This is a genomic window from Janthinobacterium rivuli (assembly GCF_029690045.1).
In the GTDB taxonomy this organism is placed as follows: domain Bacteria; phylum Pseudomonadota; class Gammaproteobacteria; order Burkholderiales; family Burkholderiaceae_D; genus Janthinobacterium; species Janthinobacterium rivuli.
The window spans coordinates 3899228-3920428 of sequence record NZ_CP121464.1 but is presented as its reverse complement, the minus strand read 5'-3'; the positions used below and the strand labels follow the sequence as shown (position 1 = coordinate 3920428).

31 protein-coding genes and 2 tRNA genes are annotated in these 21201 nt (G+C 58.4%); 24 read left to right on the top strand and 9 right to left on the bottom strand.

Annotation, left to right across the window (positions count from 1 at the left end):
- Positions 1 to 72 precede the first annotated feature (72 nt).
- Complete coding sequence (locus P9875_RS17855) at positions 73 to 984, bottom strand: LysR family transcriptional regulator (RefSeq protein WP_035819455.1); 912 nt, start codon at positions 982 to 984, stop codon at positions 73 to 75.
- A 216-nt stretch (positions 985 to 1200) separates the two neighbouring features.
- Here P9875_RS17855 and aceB point away from each other — a divergent pair, with 216 nt between their 5' ends.
- On the top strand, positions 1201 to 2799 hold the full coding sequence (aceB, locus tag P9875_RS17850; RefSeq protein ID WP_278316130.1) for a malate synthase A: 1599 nt from the start codon (positions 1201 to 1203) through the stop codon (positions 2797 to 2799).
- A gap of 79 nt (positions 2800 to 2878) precedes the next feature.
- Here aceB and gloB read toward each other — a convergent pair whose 3' ends face one another.
- The gene (gloB, locus tag P9875_RS17845) at positions 2879 to 3688 is read right to left on the bottom strand and encodes a hydroxyacylglutathione hydrolase (protein ID WP_278316129.1); all 810 of its coding nucleotides are present in this window, start codon (positions 3686 to 3688) and stop codon (positions 2879 to 2881) included.
- A 19-nt stretch (positions 3689 to 3707) separates the two neighbouring features.
- Between gloB and P9875_RS17840 the strand changes: the two genes are divergently transcribed.
- From P9875_RS17840 to P9875_RS17825, 4 genes are all read left to right on the top strand, one after another.
- Positions 3708 to 4484: a class I SAM-dependent methyltransferase gene (locus P9875_RS17840; RefSeq protein ID WP_219313610.1), complete on the top strand. Its 777-nt coding sequence runs from the start codon at positions 3708 to 3710 to the stop codon at positions 4482 to 4484.
- The gene (gene rnhA / locus P9875_RS17835; RefSeq protein ID WP_058050929.1) at positions 4477 to 4926 is read left to right on the top strand and encodes a ribonuclease HI; all 450 of its coding nucleotides are present in this window, start codon (positions 4477 to 4479) and stop codon (positions 4924 to 4926) included. The genes P9875_RS17840 and rnhA overlap by 8 nt, the downstream gene beginning before the upstream one ends.
- Positions 4927 to 5013: 87 nt before the next feature.
- Entirely contained in the window at positions 5014 to 5730 is a 717-nt protein-coding gene (gene dnaQ, locus P9875_RS17830; protein ID WP_035819444.1) for a DNA polymerase III subunit epsilon, read from the top strand.
- Positions 5731 to 5811: 81 nt separating this feature from the next.
- Positions 5812 to 5886: transfer RNA gene (locus tag P9875_RS17825), tRNA-Val, on the top strand.
- A gap of 88 nt (positions 5887 to 5974) precedes the next feature.
- On the opposite strand, the gene P9875_RS28745 is transcribed toward P9875_RS17825, so the two are convergent.
- Positions 5975 to 6283 (bottom strand): tyrosine-type recombinase/integrase, encoded by a 309-nt coding sequence (locus P9875_RS28745; RefSeq protein WP_278316128.1) that lies wholly within the window; start codon positions 6281 to 6283, stop codon positions 5975 to 5977.
- A gap of 233 nt (positions 6284 to 6516) precedes the next feature.
- On the opposite strand from P9875_RS28745, the gene P9875_RS17815 reads away from it, so the two are divergent.
- Entirely contained in the window at positions 6517 to 7476 is a 960-nt protein-coding gene (locus P9875_RS17815; protein WP_278316127.1) for a phosphoadenosine phosphosulfate reductase family protein, read from the top strand.
- Positions 7477 to 7481: 5 nt separating this feature from the next.
- Here the strand turns inward: P9875_RS17815 and P9875_RS17810 are convergent, their stop codons facing one another.
- Complete coding sequence (locus tag P9875_RS17810) at positions 7482 to 8147, bottom strand: hypothetical protein (RefSeq protein WP_158300221.1); 666 nt, start codon at positions 8145 to 8147, stop codon at positions 7482 to 7484.
- A gap of 56 nt (positions 8148 to 8203) precedes the next feature.
- On the opposite strand from P9875_RS17810, the gene P9875_RS17805 reads away from it, so the two are divergent.
- From P9875_RS17805 to P9875_RS17785, 5 genes are all read left to right on the top strand, one after another.
- Positions 8204 to 8692 carry a nuclease domain-containing protein gene (locus P9875_RS17805; RefSeq protein ID WP_278316126.1) on the top strand — a complete coding sequence of 163 codons (489 nt, stop codon included), beginning with the start codon at positions 8204 to 8206 and terminating at the stop codon, positions 8690 to 8692.
- Positions 8689 to 9171, top strand: coding sequence for a hypothetical protein (locus P9875_RS17800; RefSeq protein ID WP_278316125.1), 483 nt, complete (start codon positions 8689 to 8691; stop codon positions 9169 to 9171). Before P9875_RS17805 ends, P9875_RS17800 begins: the two co-directional genes overlap by 4 nt.
- Positions 9168 to 9515, top strand: a complete 348-nt coding sequence (locus tag P9875_RS17795; protein ID WP_278316124.1) for a DUF1064 domain-containing protein — start codon at positions 9168 to 9170, stop codon at positions 9513 to 9515. Before P9875_RS17800 ends, P9875_RS17795 begins: the two co-directional genes overlap by 4 nt.
- The gene (locus P9875_RS17790; RefSeq protein ID WP_099403207.1) at positions 9515 to 9940 is read left to right on the top strand and encodes a hypothetical protein; all 426 of its coding nucleotides are present in this window, start codon (positions 9515 to 9517) and stop codon (positions 9938 to 9940) included. Before P9875_RS17795 ends, P9875_RS17790 begins: the two co-directional genes overlap by 1 nt.
- Positions 9941 to 10017: 77 nt before the next feature.
- Positions 10018 to 10431, top strand: a complete 414-nt coding sequence (locus P9875_RS17785) for a hypothetical protein (RefSeq protein WP_278316122.1) — start codon at positions 10018 to 10020, stop codon at positions 10429 to 10431.
- On the opposite strand, the gene P9875_RS17780 is transcribed toward P9875_RS17785, so the two are convergent.
- A complete protein-coding gene (locus P9875_RS17780; RefSeq protein WP_035823181.1) occupies positions 10428 to 11255 on the bottom strand; it encodes an IS5 family transposase in 828 nt (275 codons plus the stop codon). The two genes, P9875_RS17785 and P9875_RS17780, sit on opposite strands and share 4 nt — an antisense overlap.
- A 244-nt stretch (positions 11256 to 11499) precedes the next feature.
- The gene (locus P9875_RS17775; RefSeq protein ID WP_158300145.1) at positions 11500 to 12444 is read right to left on the bottom strand and encodes a hypothetical protein; all 945 of its coding nucleotides are present in this window, start codon (positions 12442 to 12444) and stop codon (positions 11500 to 11502) included.
- Positions 12445 to 13160: 716 nt separating this feature from the next.
- On the opposite strand from P9875_RS17775, the gene P9875_RS17770 reads away from it, so the two are divergent.
- From P9875_RS17770 to P9875_RS17755, 4 genes are all read left to right on the top strand, one after another.
- Positions 13161 to 13235: transfer RNA gene (locus P9875_RS17770), tRNA-Gly, on the top strand.
- A 7-nt stretch (positions 13236 to 13242) separates the two neighbouring features.
- The gene (locus P9875_RS17765) at positions 13243 to 13458 is read left to right on the top strand and encodes a hypothetical protein (RefSeq protein ID WP_099402206.1); all 216 of its coding nucleotides are present in this window, start codon (positions 13243 to 13245) and stop codon (positions 13456 to 13458) included.
- A 1-nt stretch (position 13459) separates the two neighbouring features.
- Complete coding sequence (locus tag P9875_RS17760; protein ID WP_099402205.1) at positions 13460 to 13663, top strand: hypothetical protein; 204 nt, start codon at positions 13460 to 13462, stop codon at positions 13661 to 13663.
- Positions 13660 to 13980, top strand: a complete 321-nt coding sequence (locus P9875_RS17755; protein WP_099402204.1) for a hypothetical protein — start codon at positions 13660 to 13662, stop codon at positions 13978 to 13980. The genes P9875_RS17760 and P9875_RS17755 overlap by 4 nt, the downstream gene beginning before the upstream one ends.
- Here P9875_RS17755 and P9875_RS17750 read toward each other — a convergent pair.
- Together P9875_RS17750 and P9875_RS17745 are read right to left on the bottom strand one after the other, a co-directional pair.
- On the bottom strand, positions 13977 to 14150 hold the full coding sequence (locus P9875_RS17750; protein WP_278316120.1) for a hypothetical protein: 174 nt from the start codon (positions 14148 to 14150) through the stop codon (positions 13977 to 13979). The genes P9875_RS17755 and P9875_RS17750 overlap by 4 nt on opposite strands.
- Before the next feature lie 221 nt (positions 14151 to 14371).
- Positions 14372 to 14641, bottom strand: a complete 270-nt coding sequence (locus tag P9875_RS17745; protein WP_099402202.1) for a hypothetical protein — start codon at positions 14639 to 14641, stop codon at positions 14372 to 14374.
- 57 nt (positions 14642 to 14698) lie between these two features.
- Here P9875_RS17745 and P9875_RS17740 point away from each other — a divergent pair, with 57 nt between their 5' ends.
- Together P9875_RS17740 and P9875_RS17735 are read left to right on the top strand one after the other, a co-directional pair.
- On the top strand, positions 14699 to 16468 hold the full coding sequence (locus tag P9875_RS17740; RefSeq protein ID WP_278316119.1) for a DUF4055 domain-containing protein: 1770 nt from the start codon (positions 14699 to 14701) through the stop codon (positions 16466 to 16468).
- Complete coding sequence (locus P9875_RS17735) at positions 16469 to 17638, top strand: hypothetical protein (protein WP_278316118.1); 1170 nt, start codon at positions 16469 to 16471, stop codon at positions 17636 to 17638.
- Between the two features lie 57 nt (positions 17639 to 17695).
- Here the strand turns inward: P9875_RS17735 and P9875_RS17730 are convergent, their stop codons facing one another.
- Positions 17696 to 18343 (bottom strand): FxDxF family PEP-CTERM protein, encoded by a 648-nt coding sequence (locus P9875_RS17730; protein ID WP_278316117.1) that lies wholly within the window; start codon positions 18341 to 18343, stop codon positions 17696 to 17698.
- A gap of 107 nt (positions 18344 to 18450) precedes the next feature.
- On the opposite strand from P9875_RS17730, the gene P9875_RS17725 reads away from it, so the two are divergent.
- Genes P9875_RS17725 through P9875_RS17695 form a run of 7 tightly spaced genes read left to right on the top strand, consistent with a single transcriptional unit; the run spans position 18451 to position 21136 of the window.
- A complete protein-coding gene (locus P9875_RS17725) occupies positions 18451 to 18963 on the top strand; it encodes a DnaT-like ssDNA-binding protein (protein ID WP_099402200.1) in 513 nt (170 codons plus the stop codon).
- Complete coding sequence (locus P9875_RS17720; RefSeq protein WP_278316116.1) at positions 18960 to 19310, top strand: hypothetical protein; 351 nt, start codon at positions 18960 to 18962, stop codon at positions 19308 to 19310. The genes P9875_RS17725 and P9875_RS17720 overlap by 4 nt, the downstream gene beginning before the upstream one ends.
- A gap of 22 nt (positions 19311 to 19332) precedes the next feature.
- Entirely contained in the window at positions 19333 to 19530 is a 198-nt protein-coding gene (locus P9875_RS17715) for a hypothetical protein (protein ID WP_278316115.1), read from the top strand.
- Between the two features lie 51 nt (positions 19531 to 19581).
- Positions 19582 to 19707, top strand: coding sequence for a hypothetical protein (locus P9875_RS17710; protein ID WP_278316114.1), 126 nt, complete (start codon positions 19582 to 19584; stop codon positions 19705 to 19707).
- Positions 19707 to 20204, top strand: coding sequence for a hypothetical protein (locus P9875_RS17705; RefSeq protein ID WP_158300143.1), 498 nt, complete (start codon positions 19707 to 19709; stop codon positions 20202 to 20204). The genes P9875_RS17710 and P9875_RS17705 overlap by 1 nt, the downstream gene beginning before the upstream one ends.
- Positions 20201 to 20602, top strand: coding sequence for a DUF4128 domain-containing protein (locus tag P9875_RS17700; RefSeq protein WP_099402198.1), 402 nt, complete (start codon positions 20201 to 20203; stop codon positions 20600 to 20602). Before P9875_RS17705 ends, P9875_RS17700 begins: the two co-directional genes overlap by 4 nt.
- Positions 20603 to 20653: 51 nt before the next feature.
- The gene (locus P9875_RS17695) at positions 20654 to 21136 is read left to right on the top strand and encodes a hypothetical protein (protein WP_099402197.1); all 483 of its coding nucleotides are present in this window, start codon (positions 20654 to 20656) and stop codon (positions 21134 to 21136) included.
- Positions 21137 to 21201: the final 65 nt, after the last annotated feature.

Sequence of the window (21201 nt, the reverse complement as noted above, 5' to 3'; positions counted from 1 at the left end):
CGGCTTACGCTGCGCTAAGCCGACCTACGCCAACCTACGCTCAGCTGCGTTCTTCCATATAGCTTGCAGTGACTAGATTGCCCGTTCGCGCCAGTAGTCGGGTTGCGAATAACTGTGCCTCAAAAAATCCACAAACGCCCGTATGCGAAGCGGCAAGTGGCGGCGCTGGGCGAACACGGCATAAATGTCATTGCCCGGGGCGGCGAACTGGTCCAGTACCGTCACCAGTTGGCCCGAGGCGATCTCGGCGCCCACTTCCCACATTGAGCGCCACGCCAGGCCCTTGCCGGCCAGCGCCCAGTCGTGCAGCACTTCGCCATCGTTGCAGACCATATTGCCCGCCACCTTTAAAATCACATTTTTGCCGTTTTCGCGGAAGGTCCAGCCCCGTTGGCTGCCTTCGCTGCTGATCGCCAGGCAATTGTGTTTCGCCAGGTCGGCCGGAATACGGGGCGTGCCCGCCCGTTTCAGATAGGCGGGCGAACCGACGAGCACGCGCTGGTTGTCGGCCAGTTTGGTGCTCACGAGCGAAGAATCGGATAGGCTGGCGATGCGGATGGCCACGTCGATGCCTTCGCCGATCAGGTCGACGAGGCGGTCGTTCAGGTTCAGCGACACCGTCACGTCGCGGTGCTCGGCGACAAAAGAGGGGATCAAAGGCGCCACGTGCTGGCGGCCGAAGCCGGCCGGCGCGGAAATGAGCAGATGGCCGCTGGCCTTGACGCTGCGCTCGGCCACGGCCGCTTCCGCTTCTTCCAGTTCACCGAGGATGCGCTGGCAATCTTCCAGGAAGGCGGCGCCTTCATTCGTCAAGGCCAGCTTGCGCGTCGTGCGCTGCAGCAATTTGACGCCGAGGCGCTGCTCCAGGGCATCGAGGCGCCGGCCTATCATGGCCGGAGCGATGCCCTCGGCGCGCGCGGCGGCCGACAGGCTGCCCTTGGCCACCACTTCCACGAAGGTCGATATTTGTCTGAACTGTCCCATGCCGTGCTCCCGCGATGCCATCACTTGTGATAAAAACGCATAGATGAAGTGATTTTTAATCTCGTTTCCATGCCTTATAGTGCAATACTATAGAACAAACGCGCCGCCCGGCAGAGTGTTTTTGCGCCTCTGTCCAGCTTGTCCGCGCAGTCGTTCGGCTTATACTTGGATCACCAGATTACCTTTTCTTATATTGACTAAAAACCGGAGAACTTCATGACGCAGAACACGATCGCACTTCCAGAAGGCATGCAAATCACGGCTGACATCCAGCCCGGCTATGAACAGATTTTGACGCCGGCCGCATTGGATCTGATTGCCAAGCTGACGCGCGCTTTCGAGCCGCGCCGCCAGGAATTGCTGGCCGTGCGCGTGGAACGGGCCAAGCGCCTCGACGCGGGCGAGCGTCCTGATTTCCTGCCAGAAACCGCGCACATCCGCGATGGCGACTGGAAGATCGCGCCGATCCCGAAGGCGCTGGAATGCCGCCGCGTGGAAATCACGGGTCCCGTCGAGCGCAAGATGGTCATCAACGCCTTCAATTCCGGCGCGGACAGCTACATGACGGACTTCGAAGATTCGAACACGCCGAACTGGGATAACCAGCTGACGGGCCAGATCAATATGTTCGACGCCGTGCGCAAGACGATTTCGCTGGAGCAAAATGGCAAATCCTACAAGCTGAACGACAAGATCGCGACCCTTGTCGTGCGCCCGCGAGGCTGGCACCTTGATGAAAAGCACGTGCTGGTCGATGGCAAGCGCATTTCCGGCGGCATTTTCGATTTCGCCCTGTTCATGTTCCATAACGCCAAGGAACAACTGGCGCGCGGCGCCGGTCCGTATTTCTACCTGCCGAAGATGGAATCGCACCTGGAAGCGCGGCTGTGGAACGACATCTTCGTCATGACGCAAAACGAATTGGGCTTGCCACAAGGCACGATCAAGGCGACCGTGCTGATCGAAACCATCTTGGCGGCCTTCGAGATGGATGAAATCCTGTACGAGCTGAAAGAACACAGCTCGGGCCTGAATGCGGGCCGCTGGGATTACATCTTCTCGTGCATCAAGAAATTCAAGCTGGACAAGGATTTCTGCCTGGCCGACCGCGCGAAAGTCACGATGACGGCGCCCTTCATGCGGGCCTACGCCTTGCTGCTGCTGAAAACTTGCCACAAGCGCGGCGCACCAGCGATAGGCGGCATGGCAGCCTTGATCCCGATCAAGAACGATCCGGAAAAGAACGACATCGCCATGGGCGGCGTGCGCAACGACAAGGCGCGCGATGCCACCGACGGCTACGACGGCGGCTGGGTTGCCCATCCGGGCCTGGTGGAACTGGCCATGGGCGAATTCACCAAAGTGCTCGGTGACAAGCCGAACCAGATCGAGAAACAGCGTCCCGACATCGACGTGAAAGCGTCGGATCTGCTGAACTTTCAGCCGGAAGCGCCGATCACGGAAGCGGGCTTGCGCTACAACATCAACGTGGGCATCCATTACCTGGGCAGCTGGTTGGCCGGCAATGGTTGCGTGCCTATTCACAACCTGATGGAAGACGCGGCCACGGCCGAGATCAGCCGCTCGCAAGTGTGGCAGTGGATTCGTTCCAGCAAGGGCGTGCTGGAAGATGGCCGCAAGGTGACGGCCGAGATGGTGCGCGCCATGATTCCGGAAGAGCTGGCCAAGGTGCAGCGCGATGCGCCAGGCGGCAACGGCCCGACCTATGTGCGCGCCGGCCAGATTTTCGAGGAAATGTCGACGTCGGAATCGTTCGCCGAATTCCTGACCTTGCCACTGTACGAAGAAATCTGATCCTGATCAAATAGCAGCATAAAAAATCCCGGCGATGCCTTAAGCATCTGCTGGGATTTTTTATTGTGGAAGAGTTCGCTTAAAAATTATTCTTCCACATTCGTAGCGCAGCGAACGCTTCCACGGGTGAGGCATCTGCCGTCAGCTTGCCTTCCACCTTCAGGCTGGTCAGGATCGCCGGTTCGCGGTAGCGCAGGAAGGGATTCGTGGCCTTTTCAAGGGCGATGGTCGACGGCACGGTCGACAAACCCTGCTGGCGCTTTTCCGTATCGATGGCGATGCGTTCCTGCAAGGCCACATTACCCGGTTCGACAGCGTTGGCAAAACGCAAATTGGACAAGGTGTACTCATGCGCGCAAAATACCTCGGTATCGTCGGGCAGGGCGGCCAGCTTGCCCAAGGAATCGGCCATCTGGCCCGGCGTGCCTTCGAACAGGCGGCCGCAGCCGCCCGCAAACAGGGTGTCGCCGGAAAGCAGCCACGGTGCGCCGCTGCGTTCGTCGCGCTGGCGCACGTAGGCGATATGTCCCTTGGTATGGCCGGGCACGTCGATGACGCTCATCTGCAAACCCAGCTCGGGCACATGGGCGACATCGCCTTCGGCAAGCGGTTCCGTGATGGCTGTGATAGCCTCATTGCGCGGGCCGAAGACGGGGACGGCGAAATGCTGCAACAATTCAGGCACGCCACCCGTGTGGTCGGCGTGGTGATGCGTGAGTAAAATGGCGCACAAGGTCAATTGATGGGCTTGCAGCGCATCGAGGATGGGTGTCGCATCGCCGGGGTCGACCACGGCGGCGTGGCGGCCGTCATGGATCAGCCACAGGTAATTGTCGGCAAAGGCGGGCACGGCAAGTACCGATAAAGCGTGTTCAGGGGATTGTGTCATGAGCAAAAGAGAAAACTGAATGGACAGTGTGGCATCCGAAAAATCCATTATAGCGCTTGACGGCTGGCTGCAGACGCCGGCCGGTCTGTACGTGCGCGCCTGGGAGCAGCAATGCCTCGACAGCCTGACCGTCGATATCTTCGGTTTTAATGCCGTGCAGATCGGCTTGCCCCAGCTCGATGCGCTGGCCGCCAACCGCATGCCGAACAAATGGCTGCTCGATGCGCGCCTGCCGTCGCGCTCGCCGCAGGAGCGCCGCCCGACCCTGGTGTCGGCCTTCGACGAGTTGCCGTTCGACTCGCAAAGCCTGGATCTGGTGGTCTTGCCGCATGTACTCGAATTTGCCGCCGAGCCGCACCAGGTCTTGCGCGAAGTCGAGCGCGTGCTGATCCCGGAGGGGCGCGTGATCGTCTGCGGCTTCAATCCGGCCAGCCTGTGGGGCATGCGCCAGGGGGTGGGGCGGATCACGGGCCGCCACTACCTGCCGCAAGCAGGCGAGCTGATCTCTATGCCGCGCATGAAAGACTGGTTAAAATTGCTGAACATGGGCGTCAGCCAAAGCTACTTCGGCTGCTACGCACCTGCCTGCAGGACAGAAAAATGGCTGCGCCGCAACGCTTTCATGGACAGGGCCGGTGCGCGCTGGTGGCCATATCTGGGCGCAGTGTATATAGTGCAGGCGATCAAGCGCGTCAAAGGGATGCGTTTGATCGGTCCGGCGTGGACCAAAAAACCGGCGACGGCGCCCGCAGGCGCACCGGTCACGAATAAAAGGCGGGAACAGCAAGATGGCTAAGTTTGAAGACAAGGTAGAGATTTACGCCGATGGCGCATGCAAGGGCAACCCCGGCACAGGCGGTTGGGGTGCGCTGATGGTGGCCGATGGCGCCAAGAAAGAAATTTATGGCGGGGAACTGAATACGACGAATAACCGGATGGAATTGAAGGCAGTGATCGAAGCCTTGACGGCGCTCAAACGTCCTTGCCAGGTGGTGCTGTATACCGATAGCCAGTACGTGCAAAAGGGTATCAGCGAATGGATCCACGGCTGGAAGGCGCGCGGCTGGAAAACGGCGGCCAAGGCACCCGTGAAAAACGTCGACCTGTGGCAGGCGCTCGACATTGCCCAGGCCGTGCACGAAGTGGAATGGCGCTGGGTGCGCGGCCATAATGGCCATCCGGGCAACGAGCGGGCCGATCAGCTGGCCAACTTGGGCGTGGAAACGGTCCGCGCGTAAGCATATCCAAGCTCGGGAGTTGTAATCGCAGGGCACAGGTTTGCTATACTGTGCCCTTCGCTTTTTGCTTTTACGAATGAATCCGCCATGCGTCAAATTGTTCTCGATACTGAAACCACCGGCCTGAACCCGCGTACGGGCGACCGCATCCTGGAGATCGGGGCGGTCGAGCTGAACAACCGCATGTTGACGGGGAATAATTTCCACCATTACATCAATCCCGAGCGCGATTCGGAAGAGGGCGCGTTGGCCGTCCACGGATTGACGACGGAATTCCTTAGCGACAAGCCAAAATTCGCGGAAATCGCCGACGAGTTCCGTGCCTACATCGCCGGCGCCGAACTCATCATCCACAACGCCCCGTTCGATATCGGCTTCCTGAACGCGGAATTCAAGCGCCTGAACCTGCCGCCCGTGCACGAGCAAGTGGTTGGCGTGATCGACACCCTGGTGCAGGCAAAAGAAATGCACCCGGGCAAGCGCAACTCGCTCGATGCCCTGTGCGACCGCTATGGCGTCTCGAACGCCCACCGCAAGCTGCACGGCGCGCTGCTCGACTCCGAGTTGCTGGCCGACGTCTACCTGGCCATGACGCGTGGGCAAAACAGCCTGAGCATGGAAGAAGAAGTGGAAGTGGCCGCCGACGGCGCCGCCCTGGAAATTGTGCCACTGGCCGAAGTCATCTTCCAGAGCGCCACGGCCGACGAACTCGCCGCCCACGAAGCCACCATCGCCGGCCTCGACAAGGCAGCCAAAGGCCAGTGCATCTGGACCGCCGTCACGGCACCTCCAGCGGCCGCCTGAGAAAAAGCGATGGTATGGTAAATTTCCTCTTGCCAGCCCTTGCAGATGCCGCAACACCTATGCGATAATTCGCCTCGCTTCGGGAGGTTAGCTCAGGGGTAGAGCACTGCATTCACACTGCAGGGGTCGCAAGTTCGAAACTTGCACTTCCCACCAAGAATATCAAGTGAAATCAATCACTTACACGTAAAGCCGATCTTTAAAAAGGTCGGCTTTTTTGTTGAGTGTAATTTTTCAGTGTAATTTATTTTGCGACGACCAATTGCGATAGCTTGTTCAGCGCTTCGCGCTGTGCATCCACCTGCAGGTGCGCATAGCGCTGAGTCGTCTGTATATTCGCGTGACCCAGGATCTTGCTGATCGTGTAAAGGTCAACTCCCAGTCCCAACATGATGCTGGCGCATGAATGCCGAAGGTCGTGAAAATTCACATGCGGCATGCCCGCCTTCACGCGGGCGCGGCGCCAGGCAGATTGCACTCCGTACAATGTCATTTCCAGCGGAAAGTATTTAAGCCAAGGCCGAAGCGCCGGGATGATTGGTATGACGCGCATGCGTAGCGTCTTCGTATTGCTTGCAGGGAACGTTATAGTGTCGCGGCCAATATGCGAGCTTTCCATCTGGAACAGTTCGCCACGCCGAGCCCCAGTCAGAAGTGCTGCCCATATTGCCGCTTGGGCAATCGGTGTACAAAACGAAGCAATTTTTTTGACCTGCTCGACTGTCAGAAAAACTTCGCGCTTGTTGTTAACGGCTGCCGCCGCTGGCTATCGCGGCGCGCCAGATCATGGACGAGCTGGAAGAGCGCGGCATACGCGTCGAGGTCGTCACAGCGCCGATGGACAAGCGGTTCATGGTCTACATCCTGGGCCGTGGCGTGCCGCCGCCGAACAACAACACGCTGCGCTGGTGCACCCGCCAGATCAAGATCGACCCGATGGAGCAGGCGCTACGTGACCGCCTGGACCAGCTCGATGGCCAGATCCTGATGATCACCGGCGTGCGCCAGGGTGAAAGTGCGATCCGCGATCGCCGCATCGAAATGAGCTGCAGCAAAGACGGCGCCGAGTGCGGGCAGGGCTGGTATCAAAAGGTGCTGCCCGAAGCGAAAGGCTTGCGCGGCCGTCTGTCCACGCTGGCGCCGCTGCTGCACTGGCGCGTCTGCCATGTATGGGAATGGCTGCGTCACTGGGCACCACAGGCGGAATTCGGCGACTGGAGCACTGCGATCATTGCCGACGCCTACGGCGGCGACGAGGCCGAAGATGTGAACGCGCGTACCGGCTGCATCGGTTGCCCGCTGGCGGCTGAGGATAAAGCGCTCGATACGATCCTGCTGAACCCGCAATGGGCCTACCTGGCCCCACTCAAGGGCATCAAATCATTGTGGCGTGAACTGCGCGAGCCACAGCACCGGCTGCGCAAGGCCGGGCGAGAAATCCTCAAGTCCGGAGCGGTGGCGGCCAATCCGCAGCGTATGGGCCCGTTGACGTTCGAGGCGCGACTGATGGGCCTGGATCGCATCCTGACCATTCAGGCTACGGTCAACGCTGTGGCGCGGGCTACCGGCCGGCCCGAGATCGACCTGATCAACGCCGAAGAGGAGGCGCGCATCCGCGAGCTGATCGCACTGGAGACTTGGCCCCAAGGCTGGGACGGCGATGAGCCAATCGCCACGACCATCATGGATACGGTCTATGCAAATGGCGCCGTGCAGCCACGGCTGTTTTCTGAAAGTGAGTTGTGAAAATGTCACATACCCATTTCACGAAAAAGAATGTTGAGAGTATCAGCCTCGGCCCTCAGCTTCTTGTAGTGCGCCCGCAAACTGTCTCCGTAATCACACAGTTGCACTTCGATCAACTCCGCCTCAACGACATCAACTGCTTCCTCGCTTTTTCGCGCAATTTTTCTTGCAATTTCATAGCTGGAAAGAAGCGTATTGTTAAAACGAAAAGTTTGAGCAACGCCTTTTGCTATCGCATAAGTCTTAATAATCTGCAATCGCAGCCGCTCATTTGTGATCATTGGCAACTTATGCGAGAGCGAGTTGAAAATAACAAAGGGATCCTCGGGCACTGGAAATATTCCGAAATAAATAGTTCCAGCCGCTGTTTCTTCCAGTTCTCTCCCAACTATTTCGTGCGCCATCGTGAGGTTCAAAAACAGCTCATCTCGGATGCTGAGCAACAAGCCGCACAGATCAGCTTCCCGGTCTTGTCGGTCGCGCTCGCGGGTTACTTCAGCCTGATACCAAGCAACTGCGATAGCGGCGAGTATAGCTGCGATAGAGCCGATCGCCTGCACCCATGCGGCCAAGTCTTTGGCCGTCCTGAATACGTATATGAGGCAACTACCAGCAATTACAAAAATTGCAAAGGCGATCAAGCTAAGTCTTACTTTACTTCTAAATTTCATAACGAATCCAAGTCTGGTTGGCAGAATCGTAACACGTCAAGTATTGGCGGTGGGAAATGAAGCGCTCACCCATGAAGCCCGGGAAACCCTTAGTACGCACGCCATTCAAGCGCACCTCGCCCATGCCCAGCACCGGCATGCTCTCCGTGCAGTCGCACCAGCGCACGGCACCGAAGCGCAAGGCGGGCCTGAAGTCCAAAGGCCCTGTCTCGACGCCAATCCGGCGCGCTGCACGCGGCCAGGACTGCACGCTGCGCCTGACCGTCTGCAACTTCGACCCTGACACTACCGTGCTCTGCCATTCGAACTACCTGGCAGACGGGAAGGGCATGGGCCTGAAGGCGCCAGACACGGCCGCGGCGTTCGGCTGCAGCGCCTGCCACGACGTGCTCGACGGCAGGCGCCCGCGCCCGGCAGATCTGTCGCTGGCCGGCCTGGAGGCTGCCTTTCGCGCGGCCGTGTCCCACACCCACGAAATTTTACGGTCGATGGGCTTGCTCGATGCAGCGCCTGCCGCCATTCAACCTACATTGGAACACCCATGAGCGCCTTTAGCCCGCAAGAGCAAAAACACCTGAAAGAAGCGGCGTACAGCGAATTCCTGCGCGCCAAGATCAAGCTGGCCCAGCGCAAAGGCTTCGACGTGCCGCTGGCCGACATCCACCCTGGCCTCAAGCCGCACGCCCGCGACATCGTGCGCTGGGCCCTGGCCGGCGGCCAGCGCGCCATCTTCGCCTCGTTCGGGCTGCACAAGACCAGCGCCAACCTGGAGGTGATGCGCCAGATCGGCATTCACCGGCCAGGCCTGCGCCTGATCGTGCTGCCTCTGGGCGTGCGCCAGGAGTTCATCCGCGAGGCCGCGAAGCGCTTCACCGGCGAGTACGAGGTGCAAGTGCGCTTTATTCGCACGGACGCTGAGATCGACGGCCAGGACGTTGTCTACCGGTGCTATCCGGACAGGGATGCTGCGGCGCGCGCAGTGATCGTGATGGCGGCCACGCATCGCCTGGAGCGTCCGCAATGATGGCCCGTGGCTTGCAGGCGCTGGGCCGCCTCAAGGTCGGCGCCATGAACAAGACCGAACAGGCATATGCGCTGACGCTGGAGCAGCGCAAGGCCGCCGGCGAGGTGGAGTGGTACAAGTTCGAAGGTCTGAAATTCCGCCTGGCGGACAACACGTTTTACACGCCAGACTTTGCCGTGTTGCTGGCGGGCGGCGCGCTGGAGGCGCACGAAGTGAAGGGTTTCTGGCAAGACGATGCGCGCGCGAAGATCAAGATCGCGGCCGACATGTACCCGCTGCGCTTTGTCGCCGTGCAGGCGCTGCCGAAGAAGGCGGGCGGCGGTTGGAAAGTGGAGGAATTCTGATGGCCGCCAACAAGAAGCCGCGCAAACGGTACATCCCGAAGCCGGCCGTGCTGCCGCCTGGCGCGCGCCGAGACATTGCCTTCGAAATGCCAGGCTTCCAGGCCAGCGAGGCCATGGGCAAGGGCCACTTTCAGGAGCAGCACGTCTACGACCTGCTGAGCAATGCCGATATGGCGCGCCGCATTGCGCCAGCAGGCCACGACATCCTGCCAGTGGCTCAGGCCATGGTCGAGGCGATTGCTGAAATCCAGGCGCGCGCCAAGCGAACCGGCACCTTCGGTGTTAATGGCGATGAAATGCGCGTGCTGCGCGAGGGCGTTGGCAAAACGATGGTCTTCCTGCGCGGCGTGCCGAACGTCGCAATTGCGCGTGCTGGCCTGGCGGCCGTGCGCGAATTCAACCGGACCGGCGTGCTGCGCGTCTGAGCGGCGCCGAAGAGTGGCAGGGCTGGCACAGGTCAAAAAAGGGTGTTAACGTTGACGTACGGAATGAAAGGGAATTCATGGGCTTCGCAGAAAAATTTGTAGCATCGTTGCAATCTTCAAATCTTCGGGATGATGCGTTTCATCACGACCTTGATGCGATCGCGGCAGCGGCGCTGGCGGGAGATCTCGGCTCGCTGCTGTGCCGCGTCAAGTATGCGGACGGCGCGATCAATAAACTCTTCGAGGGAAACTCGGCCAATCTTGCACAGCTGTTGCGTATCTGGACGGCGGCCGTGACGGAAAAGGGCCGCTCGCGTGGCTGGATCAAGTCGAATACGGCATGGGACCAGCAGGCGGCTCAAGCGTTGTACCGGCGAGTCGCATACGCGTCGTTAGCGCATTGGCTGGATGGTTGCTGCAAAGAATGTTGCGGAACAAGTTTCGTTGCCAAAATGGGCTTCAAAGGCCTGAGAGACGGTTTAATAACTTAGCGGAAATTTAGTCGATGCAGTAGCAGCGATCCCATGGCCAAGTAAATCATGTTTTCCGACACGTCAATGCGCTGTTCATAGTCGCGCACCAAGCGTCGGTAACGCATCAGCCATGCAAACGTTCGCTCGACCACCCAGCGCCTTGGCTGAACAGCGAAACCTTGCTGCCGCTGCAGGCGCCGCACGACCTCCACCGTAAAGTCGAGAAACTCTGCCTTGTCCATCAGTTGTCTGCGGTCGTATGCCGCATCCCCAAACAGATGCTTCACCCACGGCCAGCGTTTGACCAAGCCGTCGAGTACCATCTGAGCACCAGTGGAGTCGGCGATATCGGCTGGTGTCAGGTTCATCGCCAGCAAGCGACCATCCGTGTCGACCGCAATATGGCGTTTGCGCCCACTGACTTTCTTGTTGGCGTCATAGCCTCTCGTTCGTGCCCCTGGCGCTTTCACGCTCTGGCTATCGACAATGCCGGCACTCGGCAGCACCTCCCGCTCATTGGACAAGCGATCAAGCATCAGCGCCAAGTCATGAATGGTGCGAAACAGCATGCGCCGCATCAGTCGCCGGAACCAGTAATAAACCGTCTGATAGGGCGGAAAATCATTGGGCAGCATGCGCCACTCGCATCCGGACCGCACCATGTATCGCAGCGCATTGATCACTGCGCGCAAATCCGTTTTGCGCGGTCTTCCCGTCTTCGCTTGCTTCGGCAGCAGCGGTGCGATCAGGTGCCACTCTTCATCTTTCACATCCGTAGGATAACCACGTTTGAGCGGTGTCCGTACCTGTTGATGCTTGCTACGATTCTCTTGTGTCCACATGACAGCTACTCCAAAACGTCAAAGACGCTTTGACACAAAAGTTGCTACGAAGTTTTTAAACCGTCACTGAAGGTTTGCGCTGTTTGCGATGGCACCGGCAAAGCGGCCGTTGAAGCGGGGGGATTCGAGCGCGAAAAGATTTTGGATATGGTTAGTGAATTAGATGACTTTGTTCAGACACACAATGCTCGCGCTGCTTCTAAATTAAGATTTAATTTCAGAGCTTAAATTTCTAATTACATGGTCAAGGAAAAAATAAATCCTTTACAGCATCTAGCCTTTTTTTCCATATTTCCTTCTCCGCTTTATCATCGTTAAAAGATGAATTTAGGTATTCAATATAATACTTCTCGGCAATTTTTTCAATGTTTTTGTTTGCTTCAACTATTTCGAAATTGCGAGAATTTATATATCTAATCGAAATTGCTCCAAATGCATTCAGTGCAATAATGTAGCCGGACATCAGATCGTCTAATTTTGTTTCCATTATTTTGCTAAAATTCTCAAGGTCCAATTGTTTCTTGGACTGAAATGCGAACACGCATGCGATGATGACAAGATTGCAGGCTAATGAGGATGTTTCAAGAACTTGCTGGACAAGAGCCGGTGCGAGTTCTGCAGATGGAGTATGCTCGTCCCTGCTCTTTTCTTTTACTCCAAATCCTTTCGCGGCATCTTGGAAGGTGATTTCAAGTTTCTCAAATTTGGAAGGTATTTCGCTAATTATAGTGCCGAAATCTGAGGTTTGAACTCTTATCGCTTCCATTGCTGAAGATAACTCACTAAGATTGTGTTTTATTTCGAGTGTGGCAGAGCTTAATAATTTTGCGCCAGATTCCGCAAGATCTCCTGTTTCCTTTGTGCGATCCACATAAATACTTATTTCTTCTCTTGTTTTTGCGATTTGTTCAGATACATTGTTTATTGATCCTAAACTTTTTGATAGGCCATCATTTGAAATAAAGGAATAAAAAATAGCTACTAGGCCAAGCACCACTGAGACGAGAGTAGCGGCATTGGACAGGTATTCCGTGAACTTTTCCTTAGGTGTAAACTGGCCTGTCGCCAGTAAGATCATCGAAAAAACTAGAATAACCACTAGATAGGCAAAATGTAGCTTAAGTTTTTCGTGTTCTATACACACAGTTTTATTTTTATCTTGTACCGGTTGAGGCGAAGTATCAGACATTGGCGTCTCCATTCTCGTGAGGAGATTATTTTAGTAGCAATATCGCTCGCTGTCGAGATTTGACTTGTGATTTTTATTTTTTTGATGTAATCTAAGCAGACTTTCCACACTCGTACTGATCGCATGATGCGGCACCGATAGCGGGAATTCGCCGGGCACCCATCCATTGAGGGATTCGCTCGCGTTAAAATTGTATAGTTCATCATGCGGATTGTGATAGAAGTAAAAACATAGCCACCCTTTAGGTGGCTTTTTCTATTGCGCGCCCATTTTCAAGGCCGTCCAGTCCAAAACAATACCAACACCACTTTGCTCAAGACTACCTGGAGCGCCGCATGCCTGTGCTCGACCTGCTACCTCCGCGGGAAGAGGTGCGCCGCGAGCTGGGCTGGGCATTGATCGCTGCTGAGCGCCAGACGCGCGCCGAACGCGACGAACGAAACTGAACTGGCAGGATGCGCGCGCGATCATGCCACCGCAGGCCTGAAAGGAGGTGCGCCATGAAGTAGCGAAGAATCCAGCCCCAGCGCCGCACGGCGCAAATGTGAAGGCGACTTACCGCGCATTTAGCCATTGGCGCAGCGGGTAGTTTGGCACTGGCGAGGCCTTAGCGCATCAATCAGCCCAAAACTACGAGCAGTATAAGCACCACCCAGCCGACGCGCTTTGTAGTCGCGGCTATTCGGCGCCGGACGCTGTAACCAGCAACCAGATACGCGGGTGTAGCTCAAGTGGTAGAGCGCTGGCCTTCCAAGCCGGCGACGCGGGTTCGAGGCCCGTCACCCGCTCCAGTTCTCCTTGCCCGGCACGCCGGGTTTCGCCGCCGGCCGCATCACTGCGCTGGTGGCTTTTCTATTTGAGGTCAGCATGTTCGATATCGACTTCCGCGGGATGATCATCACCTTGATCCTGGTGGGCGCGCTGATCGGCGCCGCCATCGTCGCGCTCGTGCTACTGGCCTGGCCCTGGTTGTGGGCACTGGCCAAGCCGGCGCTGCACGCCTGGACCGTGTGATATGAACCCGCGCCACTACCGCGACATGATCATCCGAGCGACCCAAGCTGGTGACATGCGCCGCATCGACCAACTGGCCACGCAGTTGGCGCAGGCCGAAGAGGCGCGCCGGCTGCTGCAGGCGCTTACCCATTGCCCAGCGTGTGTTGCCAGCGCCACCGCGCGCATGATGCCGCCTGCGCCCCCACTTGAAAGCAACCCATGAACAGCCTGATGACAGTCCAGACGCTGGGCCCGCAACTGATCGCGCTGCTCGGCCTACCGAAGCACTGCGTTTCGTTCGAGTTACGCTGCGCTGCTGGCGAGATCGTCACGGTGAAGTGCGAGTTCTACCCGGAAGAGGCGGAACGCTTCGACATGGTGCTGGCCGCGTATGAGCCGGTGCCGCGCGAGACGCACTTGGTCGAGGTTATCGGCTTCGATGCCTGGATGCGCGAGCGCACCGAGGCCGCGCACCAGGCCATGATTCAGCACGCCCGGCGCGGCGGCCAGCGCTACGGCCTACCAAGCGCCCCGACTTAGTCGCGGTAGCTCTCGGGCCAGGTCGTATTGGCATCGATCCAGTTGTGAAGCAATTGAATTTGCTTCGCGATGCGAATTCGCCTGAGGGGGCTGCAAGGAGTTGAGGGTGGTGGCATTTCTAGCGTCGCATAGCGATCAAGGCGGGGGAAGTACTTATCGTCGTCGTCCATGGTGTCCTCCAGTGATTGAGTTTCCATTTTAGTGCGTTTTTGCTGCCTTCAGATTCAGCAGCGGCTCAAATCAAATTTGCGTAGACGTGTTCGGCGTCAATCTGCCAGCGCGCTCCAGTGGCAGCCCTTAGAGAACGGGCGCAGTCACCGACGTAGCAATGATCCAGAGGACTCCAGCCGCGATGCACCGCGGCGCCTGCTGGAAGCGGGCGGTGTTCAGATTAATCTTCAATATCTTCTTCAAGACCATCACGATCCCCTTGCGCAAACTGACGGCAAATCTCGATATGGTTTAGATCGTACATGCGCGACCCGTCGCTCTTGATGAAAGTTAGAGTCACATCGCCATCCTTATCGAGGCGGCCAAAACCATTCGATAACTCAAATTCTTCGTCAATCACTGCATCGCGGATTGCTCTTGCTTCAGCATCACTAAAACTGTGGACAAAGGAGAAAAAGTCTGTCTGCTGCATCTGAACGTAGTAGGGCATGTTTGGGTCTCATAAAGGCTGAAATTTCACTACGCCAATATTATCAGAGAGAAACGTATGGGGCGTAAATCATCGCTGACAGAAAAACAATGGTCGGAGATTGGCGGGCGCCTTTTAAAAGGTGAGGCAGCCCGAGCACTTGCACGGGAATTCGGCGTATCCGAAGCAGCGATCAGAAAACGCTTTGGTGCGCAGACGAAACAAATAAAAGATGTTGCAAATCAACTGGTTGCAGCAGAGTCAGCATTTAGTGCGCTACCGATTGGTGCGCAGATAAGTGCGCGCACTTTGGCCGATGAGTTGAAAGAAATCTCGATGCACCTGGCCGGCGCCGCACGCTATGGCGCTGCCACCGCGCACCGGCTGTCTGGCATCGCGCACAACAAGGCTGGCGAGATCGATGACGCCGAGCCGCTGGACGACCACAGCGCCGCTGCGCATGTAACAACAAGGATTTCCATGACCGACGCCGTACGCAAACAATCAGCCGAAGCCGCGAAGCTGAACGAGGATTGCGCCCTGGTTGCTGCGCTGCTTGGCGGCACCAAGACCATGCGGGCCGCTGGCAAGAAGTATTTGCCGCAGTGGCCGGGCGAGGACAGCGAGAGCTACGACCTTCGTCTGGCCGTGGCTACGCTGTTCCCGGCTTATGCCCGCACCATAGACGTGCTGTCGGCCAAGCCATTCAGCAAGCCGGTGACGCTGGGCGAGGACGTGCCGGAACGCCTGAAGCCTTGGCTGCAAAACGTCGACCTGTCCGGGCGTGACCTGCACAGCTTCCTGTCCGAGATCACACAGGAGGCGATGGGCTACGGCTTCGCTGGTATCCTGGTCGACTTCCCCAAGGCTGGCAACCTGGTTACGAAGGCAGACGAGCAGGCCGCCGGCGTGCGCCCGTACTTCGTCCAGGTGCATGTGCAGAACGTGCTGGGCTGGCTGCCGAAGAATGCAACCAGTCTTGATGGGCTGACCCAGCTGCGATTGCTGGAAAGCGTGTCCGAGCCGAACGGCGACTTCGACACCAAGGAAATCGAACAGGTGCGCGTCCTGGGGCGCGGCACCTGGCAGACCTGGCGCCAGAGCGAAACTGGCAGCAAAAAGGAGTGGACGCTGCATGAAGAGGGCATCACCAGCCTGAAAATCATCCCATTCGTGCCTGTCTACGGCAAGCGCCTGGGCTACATGCAGGCCACGCCGCCGCTGCTGGAACTGGCGCACAGCAACGTGGAGCATTGGCAGAGCAAGAGCGACCAGCAGAATATTTTGCACATCGCACGCGTGCCGATTCTGTTTGCGAAGATGCTCGAAGGCAGCGATATCGCAGTCGGCGCCGGGACCGCAGTGAAGTCGGACTCGCCCGAAGGCGACCTTAAATTCGTGGAGCATGGCGGCAAGGCCATCGAGGCCGGCCGCCTGTCCATTCTCGACCTGGAAGACCGCATGCGCCAGGCCGGTGCCGAACTGCTGGTGATCAAACCGGGCAACGTGACGGAATCGCAGACCCTGGCCGATAATGAGCAGGGCGCATGCGCGCTGCAGAAGATCGCGGGCAATGTTGAAGACGCAGGCGACCAGGCGCTGCAGCTGTTGGCCGACTGGGTGAATGAGCCGGAAGGCGGCCACATCACCATTTTCAAGGACTTCGGCGCAGCGTCGCTGGCCGAGGCCAGTGCGGAATTGCTGTTCAAGAGCGTAGCCAATAACCGGATTTCCGGAGAAACCTACTTCAATGAGCTGCAACGCCGCGGCATCGTATCGCCAGATTTGAAGTGGGAGGATGAGCAGGAGCGCATCCAGTCCGCGCCACCTGACCTGGCGGGGGAATAAATGGGTGCGCTCGAAGAGTGGATCGCCGAGATGTTCCTGACGCACTCCCTGAACCTGCTGCGTTTCTCGGCCGGCACGCAGGATAAGATATTGGCCCTGATGGGCGCCATGTCAAAGGAGCTCACGGCAAAATTGAACGAGGGCGAGATATCGACCTACGGCAAGCAGCGCTTGGGCGCGCTGCTGCGCGAGTCGAACGCACTGATCTCGTCGCACTACACAGGCATGCAGGCCGAACTGACCCGCAACCTGACCGGCATGGTGCGCATCGAGGCCGATTACACGGCCAAGGTGCTGACGCAGGGCCTCAAGATCAAACTGGGCGCAAAGCTGCCGCCGGCGACGTATCTGGAAAAGCTCGTCGGCGACACGTTGATCAAGGGCGCGTCGTCGGCGGACTGGTGGAAGCGCCAGGCGCTCGATACGCAGTTTCGATTCGCCAGCCAGGTGCGGCTCGGTGCTGCGCAGGGCGAAACGACGTCACAGATCGTGTCGCGCGTGCTGGGCAAGAGTGCGAAGGCGGCCGATCTGGCGCCAAGCATGCCTGCCACGCCACCGATGCCGGCCTGGACACCAAGCGCGCCAGCGGCCCCGGCAGCCAAGGGGCCAACGCCTGCGCCGGATCCTGTTGCGCCGGGTGAGCAGGGCATCTTAAAAGCGTCATCTGCGAATGCGCGCGCGCTGGTGCACAGCTCGGTACAGGCCGTGGCCAACGCCGCGCGACTGGCCTCGTTTCAGCGGAATGCGGAGTTGATTGAGTGTCTGGTCTGGCTGTCGACGCTGGATTCGCATACTTGCCTGCTGTGCGCCATGCGCGACCTGCACGAGTACTCGCTGCACGATCAGGAGCCGATCAACCATAACCTGCAGCAGCGCGGGCGCGTACTGGACGAGCGCGCCCAGCGCCTGGCCGAAGCGGAGGAGCGCGTTGCCGAGCAGGCGCGTGAAAACGGGATTGCTGCCATTCGCATCGCGGACCAGACCGCCGCGAATGAAGCCGAAGCTCAGCGCCTGCGTGGCGAGGCCGGATCCTTGGCTAGTGGTGCGGTCGCCAGTACGCAAGCCACCGGGATGAGTAAGGAGCAACTGCAGGGTGCGCTAGATAGTAAGGGCATCAAATACCCTGCGGCGGCAAACAAGGCTGAACTTCAAGCGCTGCTGGGTGCTTGAATGAGGTAGTGGTTGCTGGCAAAAAAACGGCGCCATCGTGCAAGGCGCCAATTTCAATTAAGACGACTTGGCTTTGCGACGAGCCATGAAGCCGATGAGGCCCAGGCCTGCCAACATCATGCCGTAGGTTTCCGGCTCTGGTACTACTGGGGTGATATTCGCTGTATAGGCCATGTTACTTACAGAATGGTGGTTCCATGCGCCATTCAAATCAAGGGGATTGGCGCCATCGGAATTCAGATACGCAAATTTGCCTCCCAAGCCAGCGTCGGCGGTCGAACCTTGCATCGTCACGCTTGAAATTGGATTGTCGATGCCTGCAGTTGTTAAAAATGCGATGTACTTTACACCGACTAGCAATGTCAAATTGATTTCATTCGCTACGAGTGTCTGGACGCCACCGCTATACGCGATTGGTGAACTTGTGTACAAGGCCGGCCCGATGGCTTTGCTGCCATCCCAAGTCGCAATTATCAACCCCACGTTGCCATTGTTACCTGCAGTCGCATAAAAGCTGAAATCCTGAAGTACTCCTTCGAATGATGTCGTTAAGGTTTCGCCGTAGCTGGTCGTGTCAGGAGCACCCAGAGAAGAGATTCCACTGCCAAGTAACGCGACGTTGGAAAAGGTTATGGCTTGTGCGTGGATGCAGGCGCAGAAAATGAGAGCGCTGAGCGTAATTTTGGCAACAATTTTTGAGTTCATTTCATCCCTGTGTTTTGATGTTAAAAAAGTACTGAAATTAATTATACGACAATTTTATGCGGTATTTGCTGGATATATTTTTATTATCAAAGTAACAGGAATAAATTATGATCATCATCGAAACAGGTGCCGGCCTGGCAGACGCAGACTCATATGCCAGCGTCGCCGCGGCTGATGCGCGTTGTGCCAGCCTGGGCCTGACCGCTTGGGCGGCGCTGGCCGAGGCATCCAAGGAGATCGCCTTGCGCAAGGCGGTTCAGTTCATGGCCTCCTACCGCACGCGCTGGGCCGGCCGCCGGGTGTATCAGCATCAGGCGTTGGATTGGCCACGCTACAATGTCGTGGTCGACAGCTTCATTGTGCCCAGCATCATCGTGCCGGTGGACGTGGTGAATGCTTGCATTGACCTGGCCGTGCGCGCCGGCAACGGCGAAGACCTGCTTCCCGACCTCGACACCGGCTCGAACGCCATCAAGAAGGACAAGACCGGCCCGCTGGAAACGGAGTACTTCCAGAACACCACGGACGCGCGCGAGCGCTTCGTGGCCGTGGACGCGCTCCTGGCGCCGTACTTCGGTGCGGCCGGCGGCGGCAATTCGATGAAGGTGACACGGGCATGAGCACCTACCCGGCAGTGAAGATCGACGGCTGTTTCGTCGCCGATAACACCTACTGCGACGACGGCAAGGTATGGATCGTCACCAGCCTGATCGCACGCGCTAAGGACTTGGTGCCGTTCGACCTGCCGCTGGCGGCGATTTACTCCGGCAGCGAGGTCTGGACCCCTGTCGGTTCGGCCTACGGCATCGCGCACCACGTGCGCCGCGCGCTGGACGTCAACCGAGTATCCGATCATTCTGTGCCAGCAGGGCTTCATCATGGACGGCTGGCACCGGGTGCTGCGTGCCCTGATCGACGGCAAGACCACGATCAAGGCGGTGCGCTTCGTGGAGACGCCGCCGTATGACTACTTGAAAGCGCCATAGGCTATGACCGATTACAGCAAAACCGCCGCGCGCGCCGACCAGTCCCTGCGCCGCAAGGGCGGCATCGTGGTGCTGCGCCAGGTAGTGACCGGTGATTACGATCCGGGCCTGGGCACCGCGCCCACCATCACCACAGACTACGAAGGCACGGGCGTGAAAATCGCCTACGAGGCCGAGAACATCGACGGCACGTTGATCTAGGCGGGCGACCAGAAGCTGCTGCTGTCACCACTGCAGCGTAATGGCGCGCCGATGCCGCAGCCTACCGCCGCCGACCTGGTGCTGTTCGGTGGCGCCAACTACACGGTCAAGGCCGTCGAAACCACCGCGCCGGTCGACGTGACCGTGCTGCACACATTGCAACTCAGGGGGATTTGATGGCCGGTATGTCGTTTTCCATGCAGATCGCCGAGTTCATCGCCAAGACGAAGGCCAGCCAGGACTTGGTGGTGCACGCCATCACTTTGAAGATCGACAACAAGCTGGTGCAGCGCTCGCCGGTAGGTGACGCCAAGTTCTGGAAGCACAAACCGCCACCTGGTTACACGGGCGGCCGTTTCCGCGCCAATTGGCAGCTTTCCATCGGTTCGCCGGCTGCCGGTGTGCGCGATCTGATAGATAAAGACGGCAGCGCCACAATCGCCGCCCACGGCAGCACGCTCAGCGCGGCAAAGGCGGGCGATGTGATCTACCTGGTGAACAATCTGCCTTATGCAAAAAGAATCGAGGAGGGCTGGTCCCGCCAGGCGCCCGTCGGTGTCGTTGCCCTGACAGTCGTAGAATTCCGCACCATTGTGGACAATGCTGTGAACGGCGTGCGCGACGGCACCACCGTAAGCGAGTTCGCGCCAGGCTATTCAAGCTATAAATTATGAGCCAACCAACAATACGAGCGGCACTGGAGGCTGCCCTGGACAGCCGCGCGCCAGCCATCGACACCGCTTGGCAGAACGTCCCGTACGCGCCGGTCACTGGCCGGCCATATCAGGCAGCCTACCTGCTGCCGGCGGAACCGGCCAATCACTCCATGGGCGATGGCTCGCGCCAGGAGCGCGGCATCTTCCAGGTCAGCCTGATGTATCCGTCAGGGCAGGGCACTGCCGTTGCCGGCGCGCGCGCTGAAATGATCAGGGAGCTGTTCCGGCGCGGCGCAAGCTTCACGAAGGGCGATTTGACCGTGCAGATCGAGCGCACGCCTGAAATCGCAGACGGCCGCGAGGACGGCGACCGCTGGATGGTCCCTGTCAAGATTCGCTGGTTCTGCAACCTGTAACCCGCATCACCCACACAGATCCGCACTTACGGCTTGCTGCCAGCAGCCAAGATGGCACTGGCCATTGCCGACCTGGAGGAGCAGAACGCGGCCTTGGCTGGCTTCGCGAATAGCGAGAAGACCATCGAGCTGAATAATCGTAAGATCGACAGCTTGAGCCGCTTGCGCGCCGCGCAAGGTGTCGCCCAGGCCCAGGAGGCTGGCACCGACGTCGCCAAGGCCAAGGAACTGCTGGATATTTTGACGGCCGTCGACACGGCGGCGCAGGCTGCTGCCACCGGCATGGCCGAATCGTTCGGTGCTGTGGGGAAAGCGATCGGCGGCCTGACCACAGCGCTGACTGGCTACGAACGCACGCAGGCTGGTGTCGCAGCGCAACTGGCGGCCTCAATGAAGGACGCCGGCGGTGATCCGACTAAGATCGCCAAGGCTCAAGCCACAGCAGCCCAGCAGGGCGCGCAAGCGCAGATCAAGTCTTATGGAGACATGGCCAGCGCCGCCAAGGGCTTCTTCAAGGAAAGCAGCACCGGCTAATCGGCGAGCTTGATCAACTGGCGTGCGCATTCCCACTAGTGTGGCAGCCGGAGATTTATGGAATA

What these genes read in the sequence shown, in the direction of transcription:
- P9875_RS17810 (WP_158300221.1), bottom strand. Translation starts at nt 8,147, where the DNA reads ATGAAATTTAGAAGTAAAGTAAGACTTAGCTTGATCGCCTTTGCAATT.
- P9875_RS17725 (WP_099402200.1), top strand. Translation starts at nt 18,451, where the DNA reads ATGATCATCATCGAAACAGGTGCCGGCCTGGCAGACGCAGACTCATAT.
- P9875_RS17705 (WP_158300143.1), top strand. Translation starts at nt 19,707, where the DNA reads ATGGCCGGTATGTCGTTTTCCATGCAGATCGCCGAGTTCATCGCCAAG.
- P9875_RS17715 (WP_278316115.1), top strand. Translation starts at nt 19,333, where the DNA reads ATGACCGATTACAGCAAAACCGCCGCGCGCGCCGACCAGTCCCTGCGC.
- P9875_RS17840 (WP_219313610.1), top strand. Translation starts at nt 3,708, where the DNA reads ATGGACAGTGTGGCATCCGAAAAATCCATTATAGCGCTTGACGGCTGG.
- P9875_RS17780 (WP_035823181.1), bottom strand. Translation starts at nt 11,255, where the DNA reads ATGTGGACACAAGAGAATCGTAGCAAGCATCAACAGGTACGGACACCG.
- P9875_RS28745 (WP_278316128.1), bottom strand. Translation starts at nt 6,283, where the DNA reads ATGCGCGTCATACCAATCATCCCGGCGCTTCGGCCTTGGCTTAAATAC.
- P9875_RS17775 (WP_158300145.1), bottom strand. Translation starts at nt 12,444, where the DNA reads ATGTCTGATACTTCGCCTCAACCGGTACAAGATAAAAATAAAACTGTG.
- P9875_RS17730 (WP_278316117.1), bottom strand. Translation starts at nt 18,343, where the DNA reads ATGAACTCAAAAATTGTTGCCAAAATTACGCTCAGCGCTCTCATTTTC.
- P9875_RS17695 (WP_099402197.1), top strand. Translation starts at nt 20,654, where the DNA reads ATGGCACTGGCCATTGCCGACCTGGAGGAGCAGAACGCGGCCTTGGCT.
- P9875_RS17795 (WP_278316124.1), top strand. Translation starts at nt 9,168, where the DNA reads ATGATGGCCCGTGGCTTGCAGGCGCTGGGCCGCCTCAAGGTCGGCGCC.
- aceB (WP_278316130.1), top strand. Translation starts at nt 1,201, where the DNA reads ATGACGCAGAACACGATCGCACTTCCAGAAGGCATGCAAATCACGGCT.
- P9875_RS17805 (WP_278316126.1), top strand. Translation starts at nt 8,204, where the DNA reads ATGAAGCGCTCACCCATGAAGCCCGGGAAACCCTTAGTACGCACGCCA.
- P9875_RS17720 (WP_278316116.1), top strand. Translation starts at nt 18,960, where the DNA reads ATGAGCACCTACCCGGCAGTGAAGATCGACGGCTGTTTCGTCGCCGAT.
- P9875_RS17740 (WP_278316119.1), top strand. Translation starts at nt 14,699, where the DNA reads ATGGGGCGTAAATCATCGCTGACAGAAAAACAATGGTCGGAGATTGGC.
- P9875_RS17750 (WP_278316120.1), bottom strand. Translation starts at nt 14,150, where the DNA reads ATGGACGACGACGATAAGTACTTCCCCCGCCTTGATCGCTATGCGACG.
- P9875_RS17745 (WP_099402202.1), bottom strand. Translation starts at nt 14,641, where the DNA reads ATGCCCTACTACGTTCAGATGCAGCAGACAGACTTTTTCTCCTTTGTC.
- P9875_RS17710 (WP_278316114.1), top strand. Translation starts at nt 19,582, where the DNA reads ATGCCGCAGCCTACCGCCGCCGACCTGGTGCTGTTCGGTGGCGCCAAC.
- gloB (WP_278316129.1), bottom strand. Translation starts at nt 3,688, where the DNA reads ATGACACAATCCCCTGAACACGCTTTATCGGTACTTGCCGTGCCCGCC.
- P9875_RS17785 (WP_278316122.1), top strand. Translation starts at nt 10,018, where the DNA reads ATGGGCTTCGCAGAAAAATTTGTAGCATCGTTGCAATCTTCAAATCTT.
- P9875_RS17760 (WP_099402205.1), top strand. Translation starts at nt 13,460, where the DNA reads ATGAACCCGCGCCACTACCGCGACATGATCATCCGAGCGACCCAAGCT.
- P9875_RS17790 (WP_099403207.1), top strand. Translation starts at nt 9,515, where the DNA reads ATGGCCGCCAACAAGAAGCCGCGCAAACGGTACATCCCGAAGCCGGCC.
- rnhA (WP_058050929.1), top strand. Translation starts at nt 4,477, where the DNA reads ATGGCTAAGTTTGAAGACAAGGTAGAGATTTACGCCGATGGCGCATGC.
- P9875_RS17855 (WP_035819455.1), bottom strand. Translation starts at nt 984, where the DNA reads ATGGGACAGTTCAGACAAATATCGACCTTCGTGGAAGTGGTGGCCAAG.
- P9875_RS17755 (WP_099402204.1), top strand. Translation starts at nt 13,660, where the DNA reads ATGAACAGCCTGATGACAGTCCAGACGCTGGGCCCGCAACTGATCGCG.
- P9875_RS17735 (WP_278316118.1), top strand. Translation starts at nt 16,469, where the DNA reads ATGGGTGCGCTCGAAGAGTGGATCGCCGAGATGTTCCTGACGCACTCC.
- dnaQ (WP_035819444.1), top strand. Translation starts at nt 5,014, where the DNA reads ATGCGTCAAATTGTTCTCGATACTGAAACCACCGGCCTGAACCCGCGT.
- P9875_RS17800 (WP_278316125.1), top strand. Translation starts at nt 8,689, where the DNA reads ATGAGCGCCTTTAGCCCGCAAGAGCAAAAACACCTGAAAGAAGCGGCG.
- P9875_RS17700 (WP_099402198.1), top strand. Translation starts at nt 20,201, where the DNA reads ATGAGCCAACCAACAATACGAGCGGCACTGGAGGCTGCCCTGGACAGC.
- P9875_RS17815 (WP_278316127.1), top strand. Translation starts at nt 6,517, where the DNA reads ATGGACGAGCTGGAAGAGCGCGGCATACGCGTCGAGGTCGTCACAGCG.